This is a genomic window from Nocardioides sp. zg-DK7169 (assembly GCF_013155365.1).
Lineage (GTDB): Bacteria > Actinomycetota > Actinomycetes > Propionibacteriales > Nocardioidaceae > Nocardioides.
Genome location: NZ_JABJRA010000009.1, coordinates 155,136 through 169,868, shown reverse-complemented (window position 1 = coordinate 169,868; position 14,733 = coordinate 155,136). Strand labels below are relative to the sequence as shown.

General features: G+C 74.0%; 10 protein-coding genes and 1 pseudogene. 5 read left to right on the top strand and 6 right to left on the bottom strand.

The window, feature by feature from the left end; translation table 11 throughout:
* Positions 1-100: 100 nt before the first annotated feature.
* From HOQ23_RS14600 to HOQ23_RS14590, 3 genes are read right to left on the bottom strand one after another with little or no spacing between them, the layout of a single operon-like run.
* Positions 101-1,072, bottom strand: a complete 972-nt coding sequence (locus HOQ23_RS14600) for a phosphatase PAP2 family protein (protein WP_172215339.1) — start codon at positions 1,070-1,072, stop codon at positions 101-103.
* Positions 1,073-1,082: 10 nt separating this feature from the next.
* Positions 1,083-2,273 (bottom strand): acyl-CoA dehydrogenase family protein, encoded by a 1,191-nt coding sequence (locus HOQ23_RS14595; protein WP_172215338.1) that lies wholly within the window; start codon positions 2,271-2,273, stop codon positions 1,083-1,085.
* A 12-nt stretch (positions 2,274-2,285) separates the two neighbouring features.
* Complete coding sequence (locus HOQ23_RS14590; RefSeq protein ID WP_172215337.1) at positions 2,286-3,437, bottom strand: acyl-CoA dehydrogenase family protein; 1,152 nt, start codon at positions 3,435-3,437, stop codon at positions 2,286-2,288.
* Positions 3,438-3,605: 168 nt separating this feature from the next.
* On the opposite strand from HOQ23_RS14590, the gene hrpA reads away from it, so the two are divergent.
* From hrpA to HOQ23_RS14575, 3 genes are all read left to right on the top strand, one after another.
* Positions 3,606-7,523, top strand: a complete 3,918-nt coding sequence (gene hrpA / locus HOQ23_RS14585; RefSeq protein ID WP_172215336.1) for an ATP-dependent RNA helicase HrpA — start codon at positions 3,606-3,608, stop codon at positions 7,521-7,523.
* A gap of 45 nt (positions 7,524-7,568) precedes the next feature.
* Positions 7,569-8,162, top strand: coding sequence for a hypothetical protein (locus tag HOQ23_RS14580; RefSeq protein ID WP_367650503.1), 594 nt, complete (start codon positions 7,569-7,571; stop codon positions 8,160-8,162).
* Positions 8,163-8,336: 174 nt separating this feature from the next.
* On the top strand, positions 8,337-8,864 hold the full coding sequence (locus HOQ23_RS14575; protein WP_172215335.1) for a type II toxin-antitoxin system PemK/MazF family toxin: 528 nt from the start codon (positions 8,337-8,339) through the stop codon (positions 8,862-8,864).
* A 9-nt stretch (positions 8,865-8,873) separates the two neighbouring features.
* Here the strand turns inward: HOQ23_RS14575 and HOQ23_RS14570 are convergent, their stop codons facing one another.
* Complete coding sequence (locus HOQ23_RS14570; protein ID WP_172215334.1) at positions 8,874-9,644, bottom strand: hypothetical protein; 771 nt, start codon at positions 9,642-9,644, stop codon at positions 8,874-8,876.
* A 130-nt stretch (positions 9,645-9,774) separates the two neighbouring features.
* Here HOQ23_RS14570 and HOQ23_RS14565 point away from each other — a divergent pair, with 130 nt between their 5' ends.
* The gene (locus tag HOQ23_RS14565) at positions 9,775-11,172 is read left to right on the top strand and encodes an extracellular solute-binding protein (RefSeq protein ID WP_172215333.1); all 1,398 of its coding nucleotides are present in this window, start codon (positions 9,775-9,777) and stop codon (positions 11,170-11,172) included.
* Between the two features lie 127 nt (positions 11,173-11,299).
* A pseudogene (locus tag HOQ23_RS20980) lies at positions 11,300-12,208 on the top strand (DUF222 domain-containing protein); the annotation flags it as partial.
* A 557-nt stretch (positions 12,209-12,765) separates the two neighbouring features.
* Here HOQ23_RS20980 and HOQ23_RS14560 read toward each other — a convergent pair.
* On the bottom strand, positions 12,766-14,091 hold the full coding sequence (locus HOQ23_RS14560) for an HRDC domain-containing protein (protein ID WP_172215332.1): 1,326 nt from the start codon (positions 14,089-14,091) through the stop codon (positions 12,766-12,768).
* A complete protein-coding gene (locus HOQ23_RS14555; RefSeq protein WP_172215331.1) occupies positions 14,091-14,726 on the bottom strand; it encodes a DUF3000 domain-containing protein in 636 nt (211 codons plus the stop codon). Before HOQ23_RS14555 ends, HOQ23_RS14560 begins: the two co-directional genes overlap by 1 nt.
* Positions 14,727-14,733: the final 7 nt, after the last annotated feature.

The following is a 14,733-nucleotide window of genomic DNA, read 5'->3' as shown; positions in this document are numbered from 1 at the left end:
CGTCCTTGGGGGTCGCAGAGATGGAGCGACCACCATGGCGGAACTTCGCACAATGTGGAGCCGATTGTGCGAAATGCTGAGTCGGACGCGGGGTGGAGGCTCAGGACGCGGGGAGCGCGCCGGGGCCCCGGCGCCGCTCCCAGGCGCGCGCGGCGACCATCACCGCGGCAGCCAGTGCGGCCCCGGCGACCACGTCGATGACGTAGTGCTCGGCGAAGTAGACCAGCGCCAGCGACATCGCCAGCGGGTAGAGGCCCAGCAGCCAGCGCCACGGGCTCCGCAGGCGCCAGATCGCGTACATCGCGACCAGGAACGCGATGCCGGCGTGCAGCGACGGCATCGCGGCGACCGGGTTGCCGACGCCCTGGAGGATCAGGTCGAAGCGACCCAGGCCCAGGTCGGCCCAGCCGCGGCTGGTGATCCGGGCGACCTCGCCCATGTAGCCGTCGCGCGAGGCCATCCACGGCGGGGCCATCGGGTAGAGGATGTAGACGATCAGCGCGCCGAAGTTGATCATCAGGTAGCGCCGCATCCACATCATCCACTCGCTGCGGTTGCGCACCCACAGGACCGCCGCCATCGTCAGCCCGACCAGGAAGTGGGAGGCGTACACGGTGGTGAGCGCCGCGTCGTACCAGCGCGGCGCGAGGCCACGGGTGCACGGGTCGCCGCACCAGGCGTCCTGGAGCCGCTCGGTCGGGGTGATCCCGCCGCCCAGCCACTCATCGACCCGGATCGGCATCGTGATGTGCACCGGCAGCCCGAGCTCGTCGGTGAGGCCGCGACTGTAGAAGTACACGACCAGGCCGATCACCGGCAGTGACCAGTCGCGCAGGAAGCGCAGGTGGGCGCGCGCCGGCGCCTCGATGTTCCACGCAACGGTGCCGAGCCAGAGCCACAGGAAGACCTGGATGGTGTCGTTGGGGATGCCGAGCAGCCGGATCCAGACCAGCAGCAGGCCGGCGTAGACGAGCATCGCGGCGACCCGGGCCGAGCGCCGGGTGTACCCCCGCGGGTCCGGGGGGAGCGTCCGTTCGGGGTCGGTCCGGACGGCTCCGCCCCGTTCATCCATGGGGGGCAGCCTAGTGGGGCACCTCGGCCTCGCTCCGGCCGGCCAGCGGGTCCAGGGCGCCGTACCCGCCGACGCCCGCGGCGAGCGTGGTGAGGTGGTGGTGGCCGTCCCCGAGCAGGTGGTCGAGCGCGGTGAGCCGGGCGGTCAGGTTGCCCACGAGGTACTCCGCGGTCATCGCGATGCCGCCGTGCAGCTGGATCGCCTCCTGGCCGATGTGGCGCCCCGAGCGGCTGACCTGGAGCCCGGCGCGGGCCGCGGCCTCGGTGCCGCGCTCGCGGTCCCCGGTGGCCAGCACCATCGCGGCCCACTGGGTGAGCGAGCGGGCCAGCTCGAGGGAGACGTACATGTCGGCCGCCCGGAAGGTCAGCGCCTGGAAGGTCGCCAGCGGTACGCCGAACTGCTTGCGGGTGCGCAGGTACTCGGTGGTCGCGGACAGGGCGACCTCCATCGCGCCGAGCGCCTCGTGGCAGGCCGCGACGCGCGCGTGCGCGACCGCGGCGGAGATGGTCGCGGACTGGTCGACGCCCGGCGCGCCCAGCCGGGTCGCGGGGGCGCCGTCGAAGGCGATCCGGGCGGCCCGGCCCCCGTCGTACGTCGGGTGGCCGGTGCGACTGACGCCGGGGCCGTCGCCGGGGACCAGGAAAAGCCCGGTGCCGCCGGCGGGCAGCGCGGCGCTGACCACCAGCAGGTCCGCACGCGCGCCCTGCGCCACGGGCTCCTTGACCCCGCTGAGCAGCCAGGTGCCGTCCGGGTCGGAGGCGGTCACCGTGGAGGCCGTCGGGACCCAGCGCGCGGCCGGGCCGGGGTTGCCCCAGGGCTCGTTGTGCGCGAAGGCCAGGATCGACTCGCCGGCGCTGAGCGGGCCCAGCACGTCGGCCTGCTGCTGCGCGGTGCCGGCCGCGGCCACCAGGCCGCCGGCGAGGACCACCGAGGTCAGGAACGGCTCGGGGGCGAGCACCCGGCCCAGCTCCGCGGCGACGATCCCGACCTCGACCGGCCCGGCGTCGACGCCGCCGACCTCCTCGGGGAAGGGCAGCCCGAGCACGCCCATCTCGGCCAGCTGGGTCCAGACCTTCTCGCTGAACCCGGGGTCCTCGGCGACCGTGCGCCGCCGCTGCTCGAAGTCGCCGTAGGCACGGGTGGCCAGGCCACGCACCGCGTCGCGGAGCGCGACCTGCTCGTCGTCGTAGGTGAAGTCCATGTCCGTGCTCCCTCAGAGTCCCAGGATCGTGCGGGCGATGATCTGGCGCTGGATCTCGTTCGACCCGCCGTAGATCGAGGCCTTGCGCAGGTTCAGGTAGGCGGGGGCGGCGTGCTGGGTCCACTCCGGCAGGTCGCTGCCGGCGCCCGCGCCGGAGGCGTAGCCCGCGGGGCCGGCCAGGTCGAGCACCAGCTCGCTGACCGCCTGCTGGAGCTCGGTGCCCTTGAGCTTGAGCACCGAGCTGGCCGGGTGCGGCTCGCCGCCGGCGGAGTGCGCGGCCACGCGCAGAGCGGTCAGCTCGAGGGCGAGCAGCTCGTTCTCGAGCTCCGCGACCCGCGCGCGGAGCAGCGGATCGCCGAGCTGGGGTCCGGCCAGCCGCTTGGCGCGGGCCAGGTTGCGCTTGACGGTCCCGACGGGGGCAACGCCGACCCGCTCGTTGCCGAGCAGGAACTTCGCCATCGTCCAGCCCTGGTTGACCTCGCCGACGAGGTTCTCGCCCGGGACCCGGACGTCGGTGAACCAGACCTCGTTGACCTCGTGGCCGCCGTCGATCAGCTGGATCGGGCGCACCTCGAGGCCGGGGGAGGTCATGTCGATGAGGAGCATCGAGATGCCCGCCTGTTTCTTGGCCTCGGGGTCGGTGCGCACGAGGGTGAAGATCCAGTCGCCGTACTGCCCGAGCGTGGTCCAGGTCTTCTGGCCGTTGACGACCCAGTCGTCGCCGTCGCGCACCGCGGTGGTCCGCAGCGCCGCCAGGTCGGAGCCGGCGTCGGGCTCGGAGAAGCCCTGGCTCCACCAGATGTCGAGGTTGGCGGTCGGCGGGAGGAAGCGCTCCTTCATCTCCTGGCTGGCGAACTGCGCCAGGACCGGGCCGATCATGTTGGCGTTGAAGGGGAGCGGCGCGGGCACGCCGGCCGCCTGCATCTCCTCCAGCCACAGGTGGCGGCGCAGGTCGCTCCAGCCGCGCCCGCCCCATTCCTCGGGCCAGTGCGGTACGGCGAGCCCCGCGGCGTTCAGCGTGCGCTGGGTCTCGACGTAGGCGTCGCGCCCGAGCTCGCGGCCGGCGATGACCGTCTCGCGGATCTCCGGGGAGACCTGGGTCGTGAAGAACGTGCGCATCTCCTGACGGAACGCCTCGTCCTGCGCTGACAGCTCGAGCTGCATGCGAGCCCCTTCCTCGTGGTGTGACCCACATCATGTCCGGTGCGGCCCAGCGACGGTACCGATCGAGGGCATCCGGCTGGCCCCGGCGCGCGCGTCCGGGTCGCTGGGCACGCTTCCCCGTCCACCGCGGGTCCAACCTCGGGTGCGGGTTGGCACAATGGCGGGGCCATGACCGACGAGCTCTCGATCACCTATCCGCCGGAGCTCCCGGTCACCCAGCGCCGCGAGGACATCGCGGCCGCGATCCGCGACCACCAGGTCGTGATCGTGGCGGGCGAGACCGGCTCCGGGAAGACCACCCAGCTGCCCAAGATCTGCCTCGAGCTCGGCCGCGGCCGGCGCGGGCGCAAGGGCGGCGGGCTGATCGGGCACACCCAGCCGCGGCGGATCGCGGCCCGCTCGGTGGCCGAGCGGATCGCCGAGGAGCTCGGCACCGAGCTCGGCGGGCCCGACGGCGTGGTCGGCTACCAGGTGCGCTTCACCGACCGCACCTCGCGCAGCACCCGCGTGAAGCTGATGACCGACGGCATCCTGCTCGCCGAGCTCCAGCGCGACCGGATGCTCCGCAAGTACGACACGATCATCATCGACGAGGCCCACGAGCGCAGCCTCAACATCGACTTCCTGCTCGGCTACCTCAAGCAGCTGCTGCCGCGCCGTCCCGACCTCAAGCTCCTCATCACCTCCGCGACGATCGACCCCGAGCGGTTCGCCGCCCACTTCGCCGACGTACGCACCGGCGAGCCGGCGCCGATCATCGAGGTCTCCGGGCGCACCTACCCCGTGGAGGTGCGCTACCGCCCGCTGATGGAGCTGCCCGAGGAGGACGAGGAGGGCGAGCCGGTCGTCCGTGACCAGACCGAGGCGATCGCCGACGCGGTGCGCGAGCTGGTCGCCGAGGGCCCCGGCGACATCCTGGTCTTCCTGCCCGGCGAGCGGGAGATCCGCGACACCGCCGAGGTGCTCGAGGGGCTCAACCTGCGCAACCCCCTGGAGATCGTCCCGCTGTACTCGCGGCTCTCGGCCGCCGAGCAGCACCGGGTCTTCGCCCGCCACACCGGGCGCCGCGTCGTGCTCGCGACCAACGTCGCCGAGACCTCGCTGACCGTCCCCGGCATCCGCTACGTCGTGGACACCGGCGTGGCCCGGATCAGCCGCTACTCGGTGCGCAGCAAGGTCCAGCGCCTGCCCATCGAGCCGATCAGCCAGGCCTCCGCCAACCAGCGCTCGGGGCGCTGCGGCCGCGTCGAGGCCGGCATCGCGATCCGGCTCTACTCCGAGGAGGACTTCGAGGGCCGCCCGGAGTTCACCGACCCCGAGATCCTGCGCACCAACCTGGCCAGCGTCATCCTCCAGATGGCCAGCCTGGGCCTCGGCGAGGTGGCCCGCTTCCCGTTCGTCGAGCCCCCGGACCGGCGCAACATCACCGCCGGCGTGCAGCTGCTCGAGGAGCTGCACGCGCTGCGCCCGGGCACGTCGGACGCGGCACCCGAGGCCGGTGGCTCCGGCAAGGGCCGGTCGGGCACCCGGCTGACCGACCTGGGCCGCCGCCTGGCGCGCCTGCCGATCGACCCCCGCCTGGGACGCATGGTGCTGGAGGCCGAGCGGCTCGGCTGCCTGCGCGAGGTGGTCGTGATCGCGGCCGCGCTGTCGCTGCAGGACCCGCGCGAGCGGCCCGGCCCCGACCATCCAGCCGAGCAGGCGCGCGCCGACCAGCTGCACGCCCGGTTCAAGGCCGAGGGCAGCGACTTCCTGACCTGGCTGAACCTGTGGCGCTTCCTCAAGGAGCAGCAGCGCGAGCTCTCCGGCAGCGCCTTCCGCCGGATGTGCAAGCGGGAGTTCCTCAACTACCTGCGGGTGCGCGAGTGGCAGGACTTCGAGTCCCAGCTGCGCCAGGTGTGCAAGGAGATGGGTGTCCACGTCGGCCAGCCCGCCGACACCCCCGACACCGACGGCATCCACCAGGCGCTGCTGTCCGGCCTGCTCTCGCAGATCGGGCTGCTCGAGGAGCGCGACAAGGCCGCCTCGGGGCAGGGCGGCCAGGGCCGCGACGGGCGCCGCCGCGGGCCGCGGGAGTACCTCGGCGCGCGCGGCGCGCGGTTCGCGATCTTCCCCGGCAGCGTGGTGGCCCGCAAGAACCCCCCGTTCGTGATGGCCGGCGAGCTCGTCGAGACCGGGCGGCTGTGGGCGCGCCAGGTCGCGGGCATCCAGCCCGAGTGGGCCGAGCGGCTGGGCGGCGACCTGGTCAAGCGGACCTGGTCGGAGCCGCACTGGAGCAAGAAGCGGGCCGCGGTGATGGCCCACGAGCGCGCGACGCTGTACGGCGTACCGCTCGTCGCCGACCGGCTGGTCAGCTACGGCAAGGTCGACCCGGCGCTGGCGCGCGAGCTGTTCATCCGCCACGCGCTGGTCCACGGCGAGTGGAACAGCCGGCACCGCTTCCTCACCGAGAACCAGCGGCTGCTGGAGCAGGCCGAGGAGCTCGAGCACCGCGCCCGGCGGCGCGACATCGTGGTCGACGAGCACACCCTGTTCGACTTCTACGACGCCCGGGTGGGCGCCGAGGTCGTGAGCGGGGCCCACTTCGACCAGTGGTGGAAGAAGGAGCGGCGCACCCGCCCCGACCTGCTGACCTTCGACCCCTCGATGCTCACCCACGACACGGTCGAGGAGGTGCGCGCCGAGGACTACCCCGAGGAGTGGCGCACCGACATCGGCGCGGGACTCACCTTCCCGATCAGCTACCACTTCGAGCCCGGCACCGAGGACGACGGCCTCACCATCGAGGTACCGGTCGCGATGCTCAACCGGGTCTCCGCCGCCGACTTCTCCTGGAACGTCCCCGGCCTGCGCGAGGAGCTGGTCACCGCGCTGATCCGCAGCCTGCCGAAGAACCTCCGGGTCCACCTCGTCCCGGCGCCGAACCGCGCCCGGGAGTTCCTCGCCGACGTCCCGGCGGGGGAGGAGCCGCTGCTCGACGCCCTCGAGCGGTGGTGCCGCGCGCGCACCGGGCTGCTGGTCCCGCGCGAGGCCTGGGACTGGGCCAAGGTCCCCGAGCACCTGCGCCCGACGTACCGCGTGGTGGACGAGCAGGGCCGCGAGCGCGGCCGCGGCAAGGACCTCGAGGCACTGAAGGCGCCGCTGCGGGGCTCCTTCCAGCAGGCCATCGCCGAGGTCGCCAGCGAGAGCGGCCTGAGCCGCACGGGGCAGACCACCTGGACCTTCGGCACCATCGAGCGCTCCTTCGAGCAGAAGCGGGCCGGGCACGAGGTGCAGGCCTACCCGGCGCTCGTCGACGAGGGCCGCACCGTCGGGCTCCAGGTCCACGGCTCCGCGGAGGAGCAGGAGGCCCGGCACCGCCTCGGCGTGCGCCGGCTGCTGCTGCTCGAGCTGGACCGCCTCGACGGGCGCGGGGGACCGGTCAAGCGGGTGCTCGACGGCCTCGGCAATGCCGAGAAGCTCGGGCTCGCCGGGTCGCCGTACGCCTCGGTCACCGACCTGCTGGAGGACTGCCGCGCCGCGATCCTGGGCGCGGCGGTCGACGCGCGTCCGCCGGTCTGGACCGAGCAGGAGTACGCCGCGCTGCGCGCCGAGGCCGGGCGCGACCTCGAGGCGCACCTGCGCGCGATGGTCGCCGACGTGCTGCGGGTCCTGGAGGCCTGGCGCGCGGCCGAGAAGGCGCTGACCGGACGCGCCGAGATGGCCCAGCTGCCGGCGCTCTCGGACATGAAGGCCCAGCTCGCCCGGCTGGTGCACCGCGGGTTCATCGGGGAGGCCGGGCCGGCCCAGCTGCGCCGCTACCCGGTCTACCTGACCGCGCTCACCCAGCGCCGGGCCCGGCTCGACGAGGGCGTCGCGGCGATCAACCGGGACCGCCAGCTGATGGACCGGATCGGCGAGCTCCAGGCGTCCTGGCTGCACCAGGTGGAGGCGCTGCCCGCGGGTCGCCCGCCGGGGGAGGCGCTGCGCCAGGTGCGCTGGATGCTGGAGGAGTACCGGGTCTCGCTGTGGGCCCAGCAGCTCGGCACGCCGTACCCGGTCAGCGACCAGCGGATCCGCAAGGCGCTGGGCCGCACCGGCGCCTGAGGACGCGCGGTCCGGTGTGCATCGGGCGCGCCGTAGGCTCATCTGGTGAGCTCACGTCCCCACCACAAGCCGATGCTCCCGGGCGACTCCGTCATCGCCGAGGCGATCGGCGGCGCGGACCCGGCGCTGGTGCGCGAGGCGGCCGACCAGGCCGCCCGGCTGCTGGTGCACGGGGCCCGCGACCGCGGGGACGCCGCGATCGCCGAGCGGCTGCTGCACCTCGCCGACACGGAGGGCATCGAGACGATCGCCGAGGTGTGGTCCGGCTCGGCCGCCGACACGGTGGCGGGGTGCCTGTGGCGGCTGTACCTGCTGCGTTCCTGGGTGCACGCGGAGCCGGTCGCCGTGGCGCGGGAGTTCGAGGCCGGTCGCAGCCGTGCCCAGGTCGCGCGGGTGGTGGCCGGGGTCGCCGACCCGCCCGGCCCCGAGCAGCTGAAGGCGATGATCGACGAGGTGCTGCGCGGCATCGCCACCGGCGACTTCGCCGACGTGCTGTTCCGGGCCTCGGCGTTCGCGCACGTGATCGCCACCGGCCGCGCCGCCACCGGCGTCACCGGGGAGCCCGTGCAGCGGATGCTCGCCCTCGCCGAGCAGCTCGAGGCCGCGGGCCACATCGAGCTGGCGCACCGTCTGTCCTGAATCCTGCGGCCTGAGGCGCAGGCCACGGGAGAACGGCTTGGCGTCGTAGGCCCGACCGCTAGACTGGTCACGAACACGTCGGACCGCGGCAGCCCCGGGTCCCAAAATTAGCCGCTACGAGCGGCCACGCGCCGTGAGGCGCTCCCGGTCCGGCGTGTTCACTACCCTCGGGCCATGGCTCTTCCCCGCATGCCCCGCCGCCTCGCGCGTCTGGCCGGTCGCGGCCTCCGCACGGCGCTGACGCCCCCGTCGCGTCGTACGACGGGCGCCCCGAGGACCTCCGCGCCGGCCCCGCCCCGGGCGCCGGGTCGCGGCAGCGTCCGCGACGAGATCGGCTACGCGCCGCGTCCCGACGGGCGACCCGACCCGGGCGAGGTGGTCTGGGGCTGGGTGCCCTACGAGGAGGACGCCACCCGGGGCAAGGACTGCCCGGTGCTGGTCATCGGCCGGCGCGGGCCCCGGCTGCTCGGGCTGATGCTGACCAGCAAGGACCACGACCGGGACGCCGCCGACGAGGCCCGCTGGGGCCGGTACTGGATGGACGTGGGCACCGGTGCCTGGGACGGCCGCGGGCGCCCCAGCGAGGTGCGCCTGGACCGGCTGCTGGTGCTCGAGGAGTCGTCGGTGCGCCGCGAGGGCGCGGCGCTGGACCGGCGTACGTTCGACGCGGTGCTGGCGGCCGCGCGCCCGCACCTGTCCTGACCTCGGGGCTCAGCCCACGCGGCGGGCGAGGTGGCGCACGGCGCCGCGCGCGGGGTTGGCCCGCGGCCCGGCGAACCCGCCGGCGTGGGCCTCGACGCGCACGACGGTGATCGTCGCGCCGTGGCGCAGGAACGCCATGCCCTCGAGGTGCCGCGCGGCCCGGGCACGGGGGCCGTAGGTCGCGCGGTAGGCCCGCGCGGTGCCCGCCGGGACGTCCACGGTGCGCAGCGCGGCGATGCGGCGGTGCGGCTGGTCGACGTGCTCGGCGCAGTCGCGCCACCACGACTCCAGGACCCGCAGCGCGCGGGTCGCCGAGCGAGGGTCGGCGAAGTCGGCCACGACCTGGACGGCGCCGGCCGGGCGGCGGGTCTCCCCGTGGCCGTTGGCGAAGGTGCGTCGTACGGTCCGCACCGCGCCGATGTCGGTCAGGCTGGCGCGCTGGCAGATGCCGACGGCCTCCTTGTCCTCCGGCGTCGTCGCGGTCGTGACCCACGGCTGGGCGTCGGCGAGCAGCGGCAGGTCGTCGGGATCCAGGAGCAGCGCGCGGCCGTCGCCCGTCGGGGCTTGACGGCGTGCGAGCGGGCTGCCGGACGGGGTGGTGTCCGGGGTGGTCCCGGCCGTCTCCGGGGTGGTCTCGGGGGTCGGCCTCGCCGAGTCGCTCGGGTCCGCGGTGGCGGTCCGGGGGACCGCGGGCAGTGCCGCTTCCGGGGACGGGTCCTCGGCGCCGCAGCCGGCGAGCAGGACGAGGGCGAGGGAGGAGACGGCGAGGACGCGGAGCACGTGGAGAATCGTAGGTAGCGCCGGGCGGCGCGGCGTGCTCCGACATGCACGTCGGGCGTGCGGGTCGACTCGATAAGGTGAGACCGCTCCGGGTGTCCCGCCCGGTGGGGTCGAGCAGAACGGTGGAGTCGTGAGCAGCAGGCAGGTCCGACGAATACGACGTACGACCTGTTGGACCGCGGCACTCGCGCTCACCCTCGGGCTGACCGCGTGCTCCAGCGACGACGACCCGGAGCCGACCGCGCCGCGCACCACCGCGGCGGCGACGCCCCAGGCGGGCGAGGAGGTCGAGCTGACCTTCGGCGTGTGGGGCAGCGACGACGAGATCGCGGCCTTCGAGTCGACGGTGGCGCAGTTCAACGCGCTGTCGGACGAGAGCAACGTCCGGATCGTGGCGTTCCCCGACCGCGAGGCGCTGGTGGCCGCGATGCGCACGGGCGCGCGGGAGACCCCCGACGTCTACATGCTCGACCGCGCCGACCTGGTCTGGACCCACGACGAGGGCCTGAACATCCCGATCGGCGAGCTCCTCGACGAGCGCGGCGTCGAGTTCGGCGACCGCTACTCCCGCTCGGCGCTCGAGGCGTTCGCGCTGGACCGCGCGCTGCAGTGCATGCCGTACGGCATCTCCCCGACGGTCATGTACTACAACACCGACCTCGTCGACTTCGACCGGATGGCCGAGCTGGGCCTCGACGTGCCCTCCGGCTCGCGCACCAAGTGGACCTTCGCGCAGTTCGCCGAGGCCGCGGCCTTCACCTCCCGCAAGCGCCAGGGGACCAAGGGCGTGCACGTCCCGCCGACGCTGGACGGCCTCGCGCCGTTCATCTACTCCGGCGGGCCGATGTTCAACGACGAGACCGACCCGACCTCGCTCTCCCTGGACGACGAGGGCTCGCGCGAGGCGCTCTCCCTGGCGCTGCGCGTGCTGCGGGACCCGACCCAGACGCTCTCCGACGAGCAGCTCGCCGAGCGCCCGGCGCTGGAGTGGTTCAAGGCCGGCAAGCTCGCGATGATCCCCGGCGACCGTTCGCTGGTGCCCGAGCTGCGCCGGGTGCGTGGGCTCGACTTCGACGTCATCCAGATGCCGGTCATCGAGTCCGCCGCCACCGTCGGCGACATCACCGGCCTGTGCGTCTCCTCGGAGGCGCGCAGCGTCCCGGAGGCGGCCGACTTCGTCGTGCACGCGCTCTCGACCGAGTCGGTGCGCGAGGTGACGCGCGCCGGCTACCTCGCGCCGGCCAACCAGGAGGTTGCCCTCACCGACGACTTCCTGCAGCCCGGACGCCAGCCCGAGCACGCCTCCGCCTTCAACACCAGTGTCCGCGCGCTGCGGATCCCGCCGCTGCTCGACGTGTGGGGCGAGCTCGAGAAGGCCGTGGACCCGATCCTCAGCGAGCTCTTCACCGTCCCGGTGGTCGACGACATCGGCGACTACACCTCCCGCATCGACGAGGCCTCCCGCCCCGTCCTCGACTCGGAGTACGAGGCGCCCACCGAGTCGCCGAGCGAGTCCCCGACGGAGTAGGCGGCCCGCCCTCGTCCGCCGCATCGTCACGGGCTGGGGGAGGGCGTCCGTCGGTCGAGCTTGGCAAGACCTCGGAGAGCCTGGGGAAACTTCCTGTCTTCGAACATGCGTTCGAGTAGGCTGAGGCATGGCCTCTCCGGATCTCCCCGACTGCGACACCCCAGCCGCCGTGCTGGCGTTCGTGCAGCAGCGGCGGGCTGAGGTGCAGCAGGCGGAGGTCGAGATCCGCGAAGGGGCTCTGGCATGGGCGGCCATGCATCCCGAGGAGACCGTCTCGACCGGCCCGGCCCACGGGCTGATCTTCGCCGAGGTCGCGGTCCCGCTCGCCGGCGAAGGTGCGCCGCTGGTCGCCGAGTTCGCGCCGATGGAGCTGGGTGCCGCGCTGGGCATGTCGACCGACTCCGCGCGGGCGCTGATCGGCTGTGCGCTCGAGCTGGCGCACCGGCTGCCGCGGACCTGGGCGCTGGCCCGGGCGGGTGAGGTCCCGGCCTGGAAGGCCAAGAGGTTGGCGCAGCTGACGACGTCGCTTCCGCCGGACGGCGCCGACTTCGTCGACCGCCAGCTCGCGGCTGTCGTCGGCCATGTCGGGTGGGCGGCGATCGAGCGGCTCGTGGACCACGCGAGGGCGACCTTCGACCCCGAGCGTGCCGAGAAGCAGCGCCGCGAGGCCGCCGACCGTCGCTGCTTCGACGTGCACACCGACAAGGCGACCTATGAGGGAGCGGTCCGCGTGGAGGGGGAGCTCGACCTCGCCGACGCCCTCGACCTCGACATCGCGATCCGCCACGGCGCCGAGGAGCTCGCCGCCCTCGGCTCTGGCGAGTCGCTCGACGTACGCCGGTCGATGGCGGCCGGTGAGCTCGCTCGACGTCAGCTCACCCTCGACCTGCGTGGCGAGACCCGCGACGGCGCCGCGTCGGTGGCGAAGCCGCGGCAGGTGGTCATCCACGTCCACCTCTCCGACGCGGCCATCAGCCGCGAGGAGACCGGTGTCGCGCACGTCGAGGAGACCCGGTCGGTCGTGTCGACCGAGCAGGTCCGTGAGTGGTGCAGCGGTGACGCGCAGGTCGTGATCAAGCCGGTCATCGATCTTGACGCCCACCACCACGCCTCCGCCGACGCGATCCCGGACCGACTCGCCGAGCAGACCCGTCTGAGCCAACCGACGTGTGCCTTCCCGTGGTGCGAACGCCCCGCGCGGCGCTGCGACATCGACCACGTCGTCCCCCACGGCGACGGCGGGCCGACGTGCAGCTGCAACCTTGCGCCGCTGTGTCGGAGACACCACCGGGCCAAGACCCATACCGGCTGGACCTACGAGCAGACCGACCCGGCGACCTACCTCTGGCGGTCCCCGCACGGGCTGCACCTCGTGCCAAGGACCAAGGCGCCACCCGTCTCCTCACCGCGCACCACCCGACGCGTAGAAGAGCTCCGCCTGCTCATGGAAGGTCCAGACCCCGCCAGCGCCACGCTGTCGGGGCAGCCCGCTGTGCTGGAGCGACGCTCGGCCAAGGGGGTTCGACAGGCTCGACCAACGGCGCGCGGCGACCAACGAGATCTGCGATCGACCAACGGGTGGCCGGGCGGGGCCTACGCCTGCTCGGTGCCTGGTTCGGTGCCTGGTTCGGTGGCGGTGTCGGGGTCCGGCTCGACGTCGGCGCGCAGGATGGCGTCGGTGATGACGGGTCCGGTGAGGTCGGTCTGCCACGGGCGTGCGCCGAGGTCGAGCAGCGCCTGGGTGACCTCGCGGGCGAGGTCGGCGGGGTCCCGGGTCTCCGGCGGCGTCCACAGGGTGCGGCGCAGGTAGTCGGGGGTGAGCAGGTTCTCGACCGGCATGTGGTGGGTCTCGGCGAGCTGGGTCATCGCCTCGCGGGCGATGGCGAGGCGGCGCGCGGCGACCGGGTCGCGGTCGGCCCAGGCGCGCGGCGTCGGCGGGCCGTCGCCGCGGGGCGCGCGGGAGGGGAGCTCGCTCTCGGGGAGGGCGGCGACCTCGCGGATCGCGGCGATCCAGCGCACCGAGTAGCGCTCCGCGCCCCGGCCGTGGAAGCCCTTGGTGTTCAGCAGCGCGGCCCGGTCGGTCGGCATCGCCTGGGCGGCCGCGACGAGGGCGGCGTCGGGGATGATGCGGCCAGGCGTCACGTCGCGCTGGCGCGCGATGTCGTCGCGGGTCTCCCACAGCGCCTTCGCGGCGCCGAGCGCCCGGCGCCCGCGGACCCGGTGCAGGCCGGAGACCCGGCGCCAGGCCTCCGCGCGCGGGGTCTGCTCGAAGCTCAGCAGCGCCTCGAACTCCTGGCGTGCCCACTCCGCCTTGCCACTCTCCTCGAGCTCGGCGGCCAGTGCGTCGCGCAGCTCGACGAGGACCTCGACGTCGAGGGCGGCGTACTCCAACCACGGCTGGGGGAGCGGACGGGTGGACCAGTCGACGGCCGAGTGCTCCTTCTTCATCCGCCGTCCGAGGACCGTCTCGACCAGGGTGGCGAGGCCGACGCGCGGGTGGCCGAGAAGGCGCCCGGCGAGCTCGGTGTCGAAGAGCGCCGCGGGCCGCAGCCCGATCTCGGCGAGGCAGGGGAGGTCCTGGGTGGCGGCGTGCAGGATCCACTCGGGGCCGTCCAGCGCCTCGGCGAGCGGGGCCAGGGTGGAGAGTGCGATCGGGTCGACCAGCGCGGTGCCGGAGCCCTCGCGCCGCAGCTGCACGAGGTAGGCGCGGTTGGAGTAGCGGTAGCCGGAGGCGCGCTCGGCGTCGATCGCGATCGGGCCGGAGCCCTCGCGCAGCCGCTCGGCGTAGTCCAGCAGCGCGGCGTCGGTCTCGATGATCGGCGGCAGGCCGTCTCGCAGCACCAGCATCGGCGCGGGCGGTGTCTCGTCGGCCGGCGGGTCGGGGATCTCGTCGACGGGGGTGGTGTCGGACGTGGGCATCAGTGCGCTGCGCCTCGCTGGCCCCGTCGGCTCGGCATGGCGGTGACGCCCTCGGGGACGGGGGGCAGCCCGACGGCGGTGCACATCAGCTCGCCCCACGCCTCGACGTGGGGGGCGAGGTCGGGGCCCTGGCCGGGGACGGTCTCGTCGGCGCCGAGCGGGGTCCACGACGCGCGGACCTCGAGCTGGGCGGTGCCGTCCTCGTCGGCCATGCTGCCGAAGCTCGCGGTGGAGACGGTGGTGACGGTGCCGGAGATGGCGGTGTACGCCGCGCCGTGGGCCTCCAGCGCGTCGGTCAGCCACGACCAGCCGACCTCGGCGATCAGCTGGTCGGTGCTCAGGTCGCTGTCGATCTCGGCGCGCGCGTAGGCCACGCAGCGGAAGGTGCCGTCCCAGGCGTCGTTGCCGGCCGGGTCGTGCAGCAGGATCAGCCGCCCGCTGCCCAGGTCGATGTCGTCGACGGTGACGTCGGCGGAGAGCGCGGAGGAGTACGGCGCGATCCGCTGCGGCGCGGGCATCTCCTCGCAGAGGACCTCGGGGCGCAGCCGGGCGCGGTGCATGCTGGCGACGGCCTCCCGGAACTCGGGGGGACTGGACGCACCCGGGCCAGGGTGCGTCTCCTGACGCGCGACCATGGGTCCA

Excerpts from the sequence above, each read along its gene's own strand:
- HOQ23_RS14575 (WP_172215335.1), top strand. The coding sequence starts at position 8,337 with ATGGCTCTTCCCCGCATGCCCCGCCGCCTCGCGCGTCTGGCCGGTCGC.
- HOQ23_RS14555 (WP_172215331.1), bottom strand. The coding sequence starts at position 14,726 with ATGGTCGCGCGTCAGGAGACGCACCCTGGCCCGGGTGCGTCCAGTCCC.
- HOQ23_RS14595 (WP_172215338.1), bottom strand. The coding sequence starts at position 2,273 with ATGGACTTCACCTACGACGACGAGCAGGTCGCGCTCCGCGACGCGGTG.
- hrpA (WP_172215336.1), top strand. The coding sequence starts at position 3,606 with ATGACCGACGAGCTCTCGATCACCTATCCGCCGGAGCTCCCGGTCACC.
- HOQ23_RS14560 (WP_172215332.1), bottom strand. The coding sequence starts at position 14,091 with ATGCCCACGTCCGACACCACCCCCGTCGACGAGATCCCCGACCCGCCG.
- HOQ23_RS14600 (WP_172215339.1), bottom strand. The coding sequence starts at position 1,072 with ATGGATGAACGGGGCGGAGCCGTCCGGACCGACCCCGAACGGACGCTC.
- HOQ23_RS14590 (WP_172215337.1), bottom strand. The coding sequence starts at position 3,437 with ATGCAGCTCGAGCTGTCAGCGCAGGACGAGGCGTTCCGTCAGGAGATG.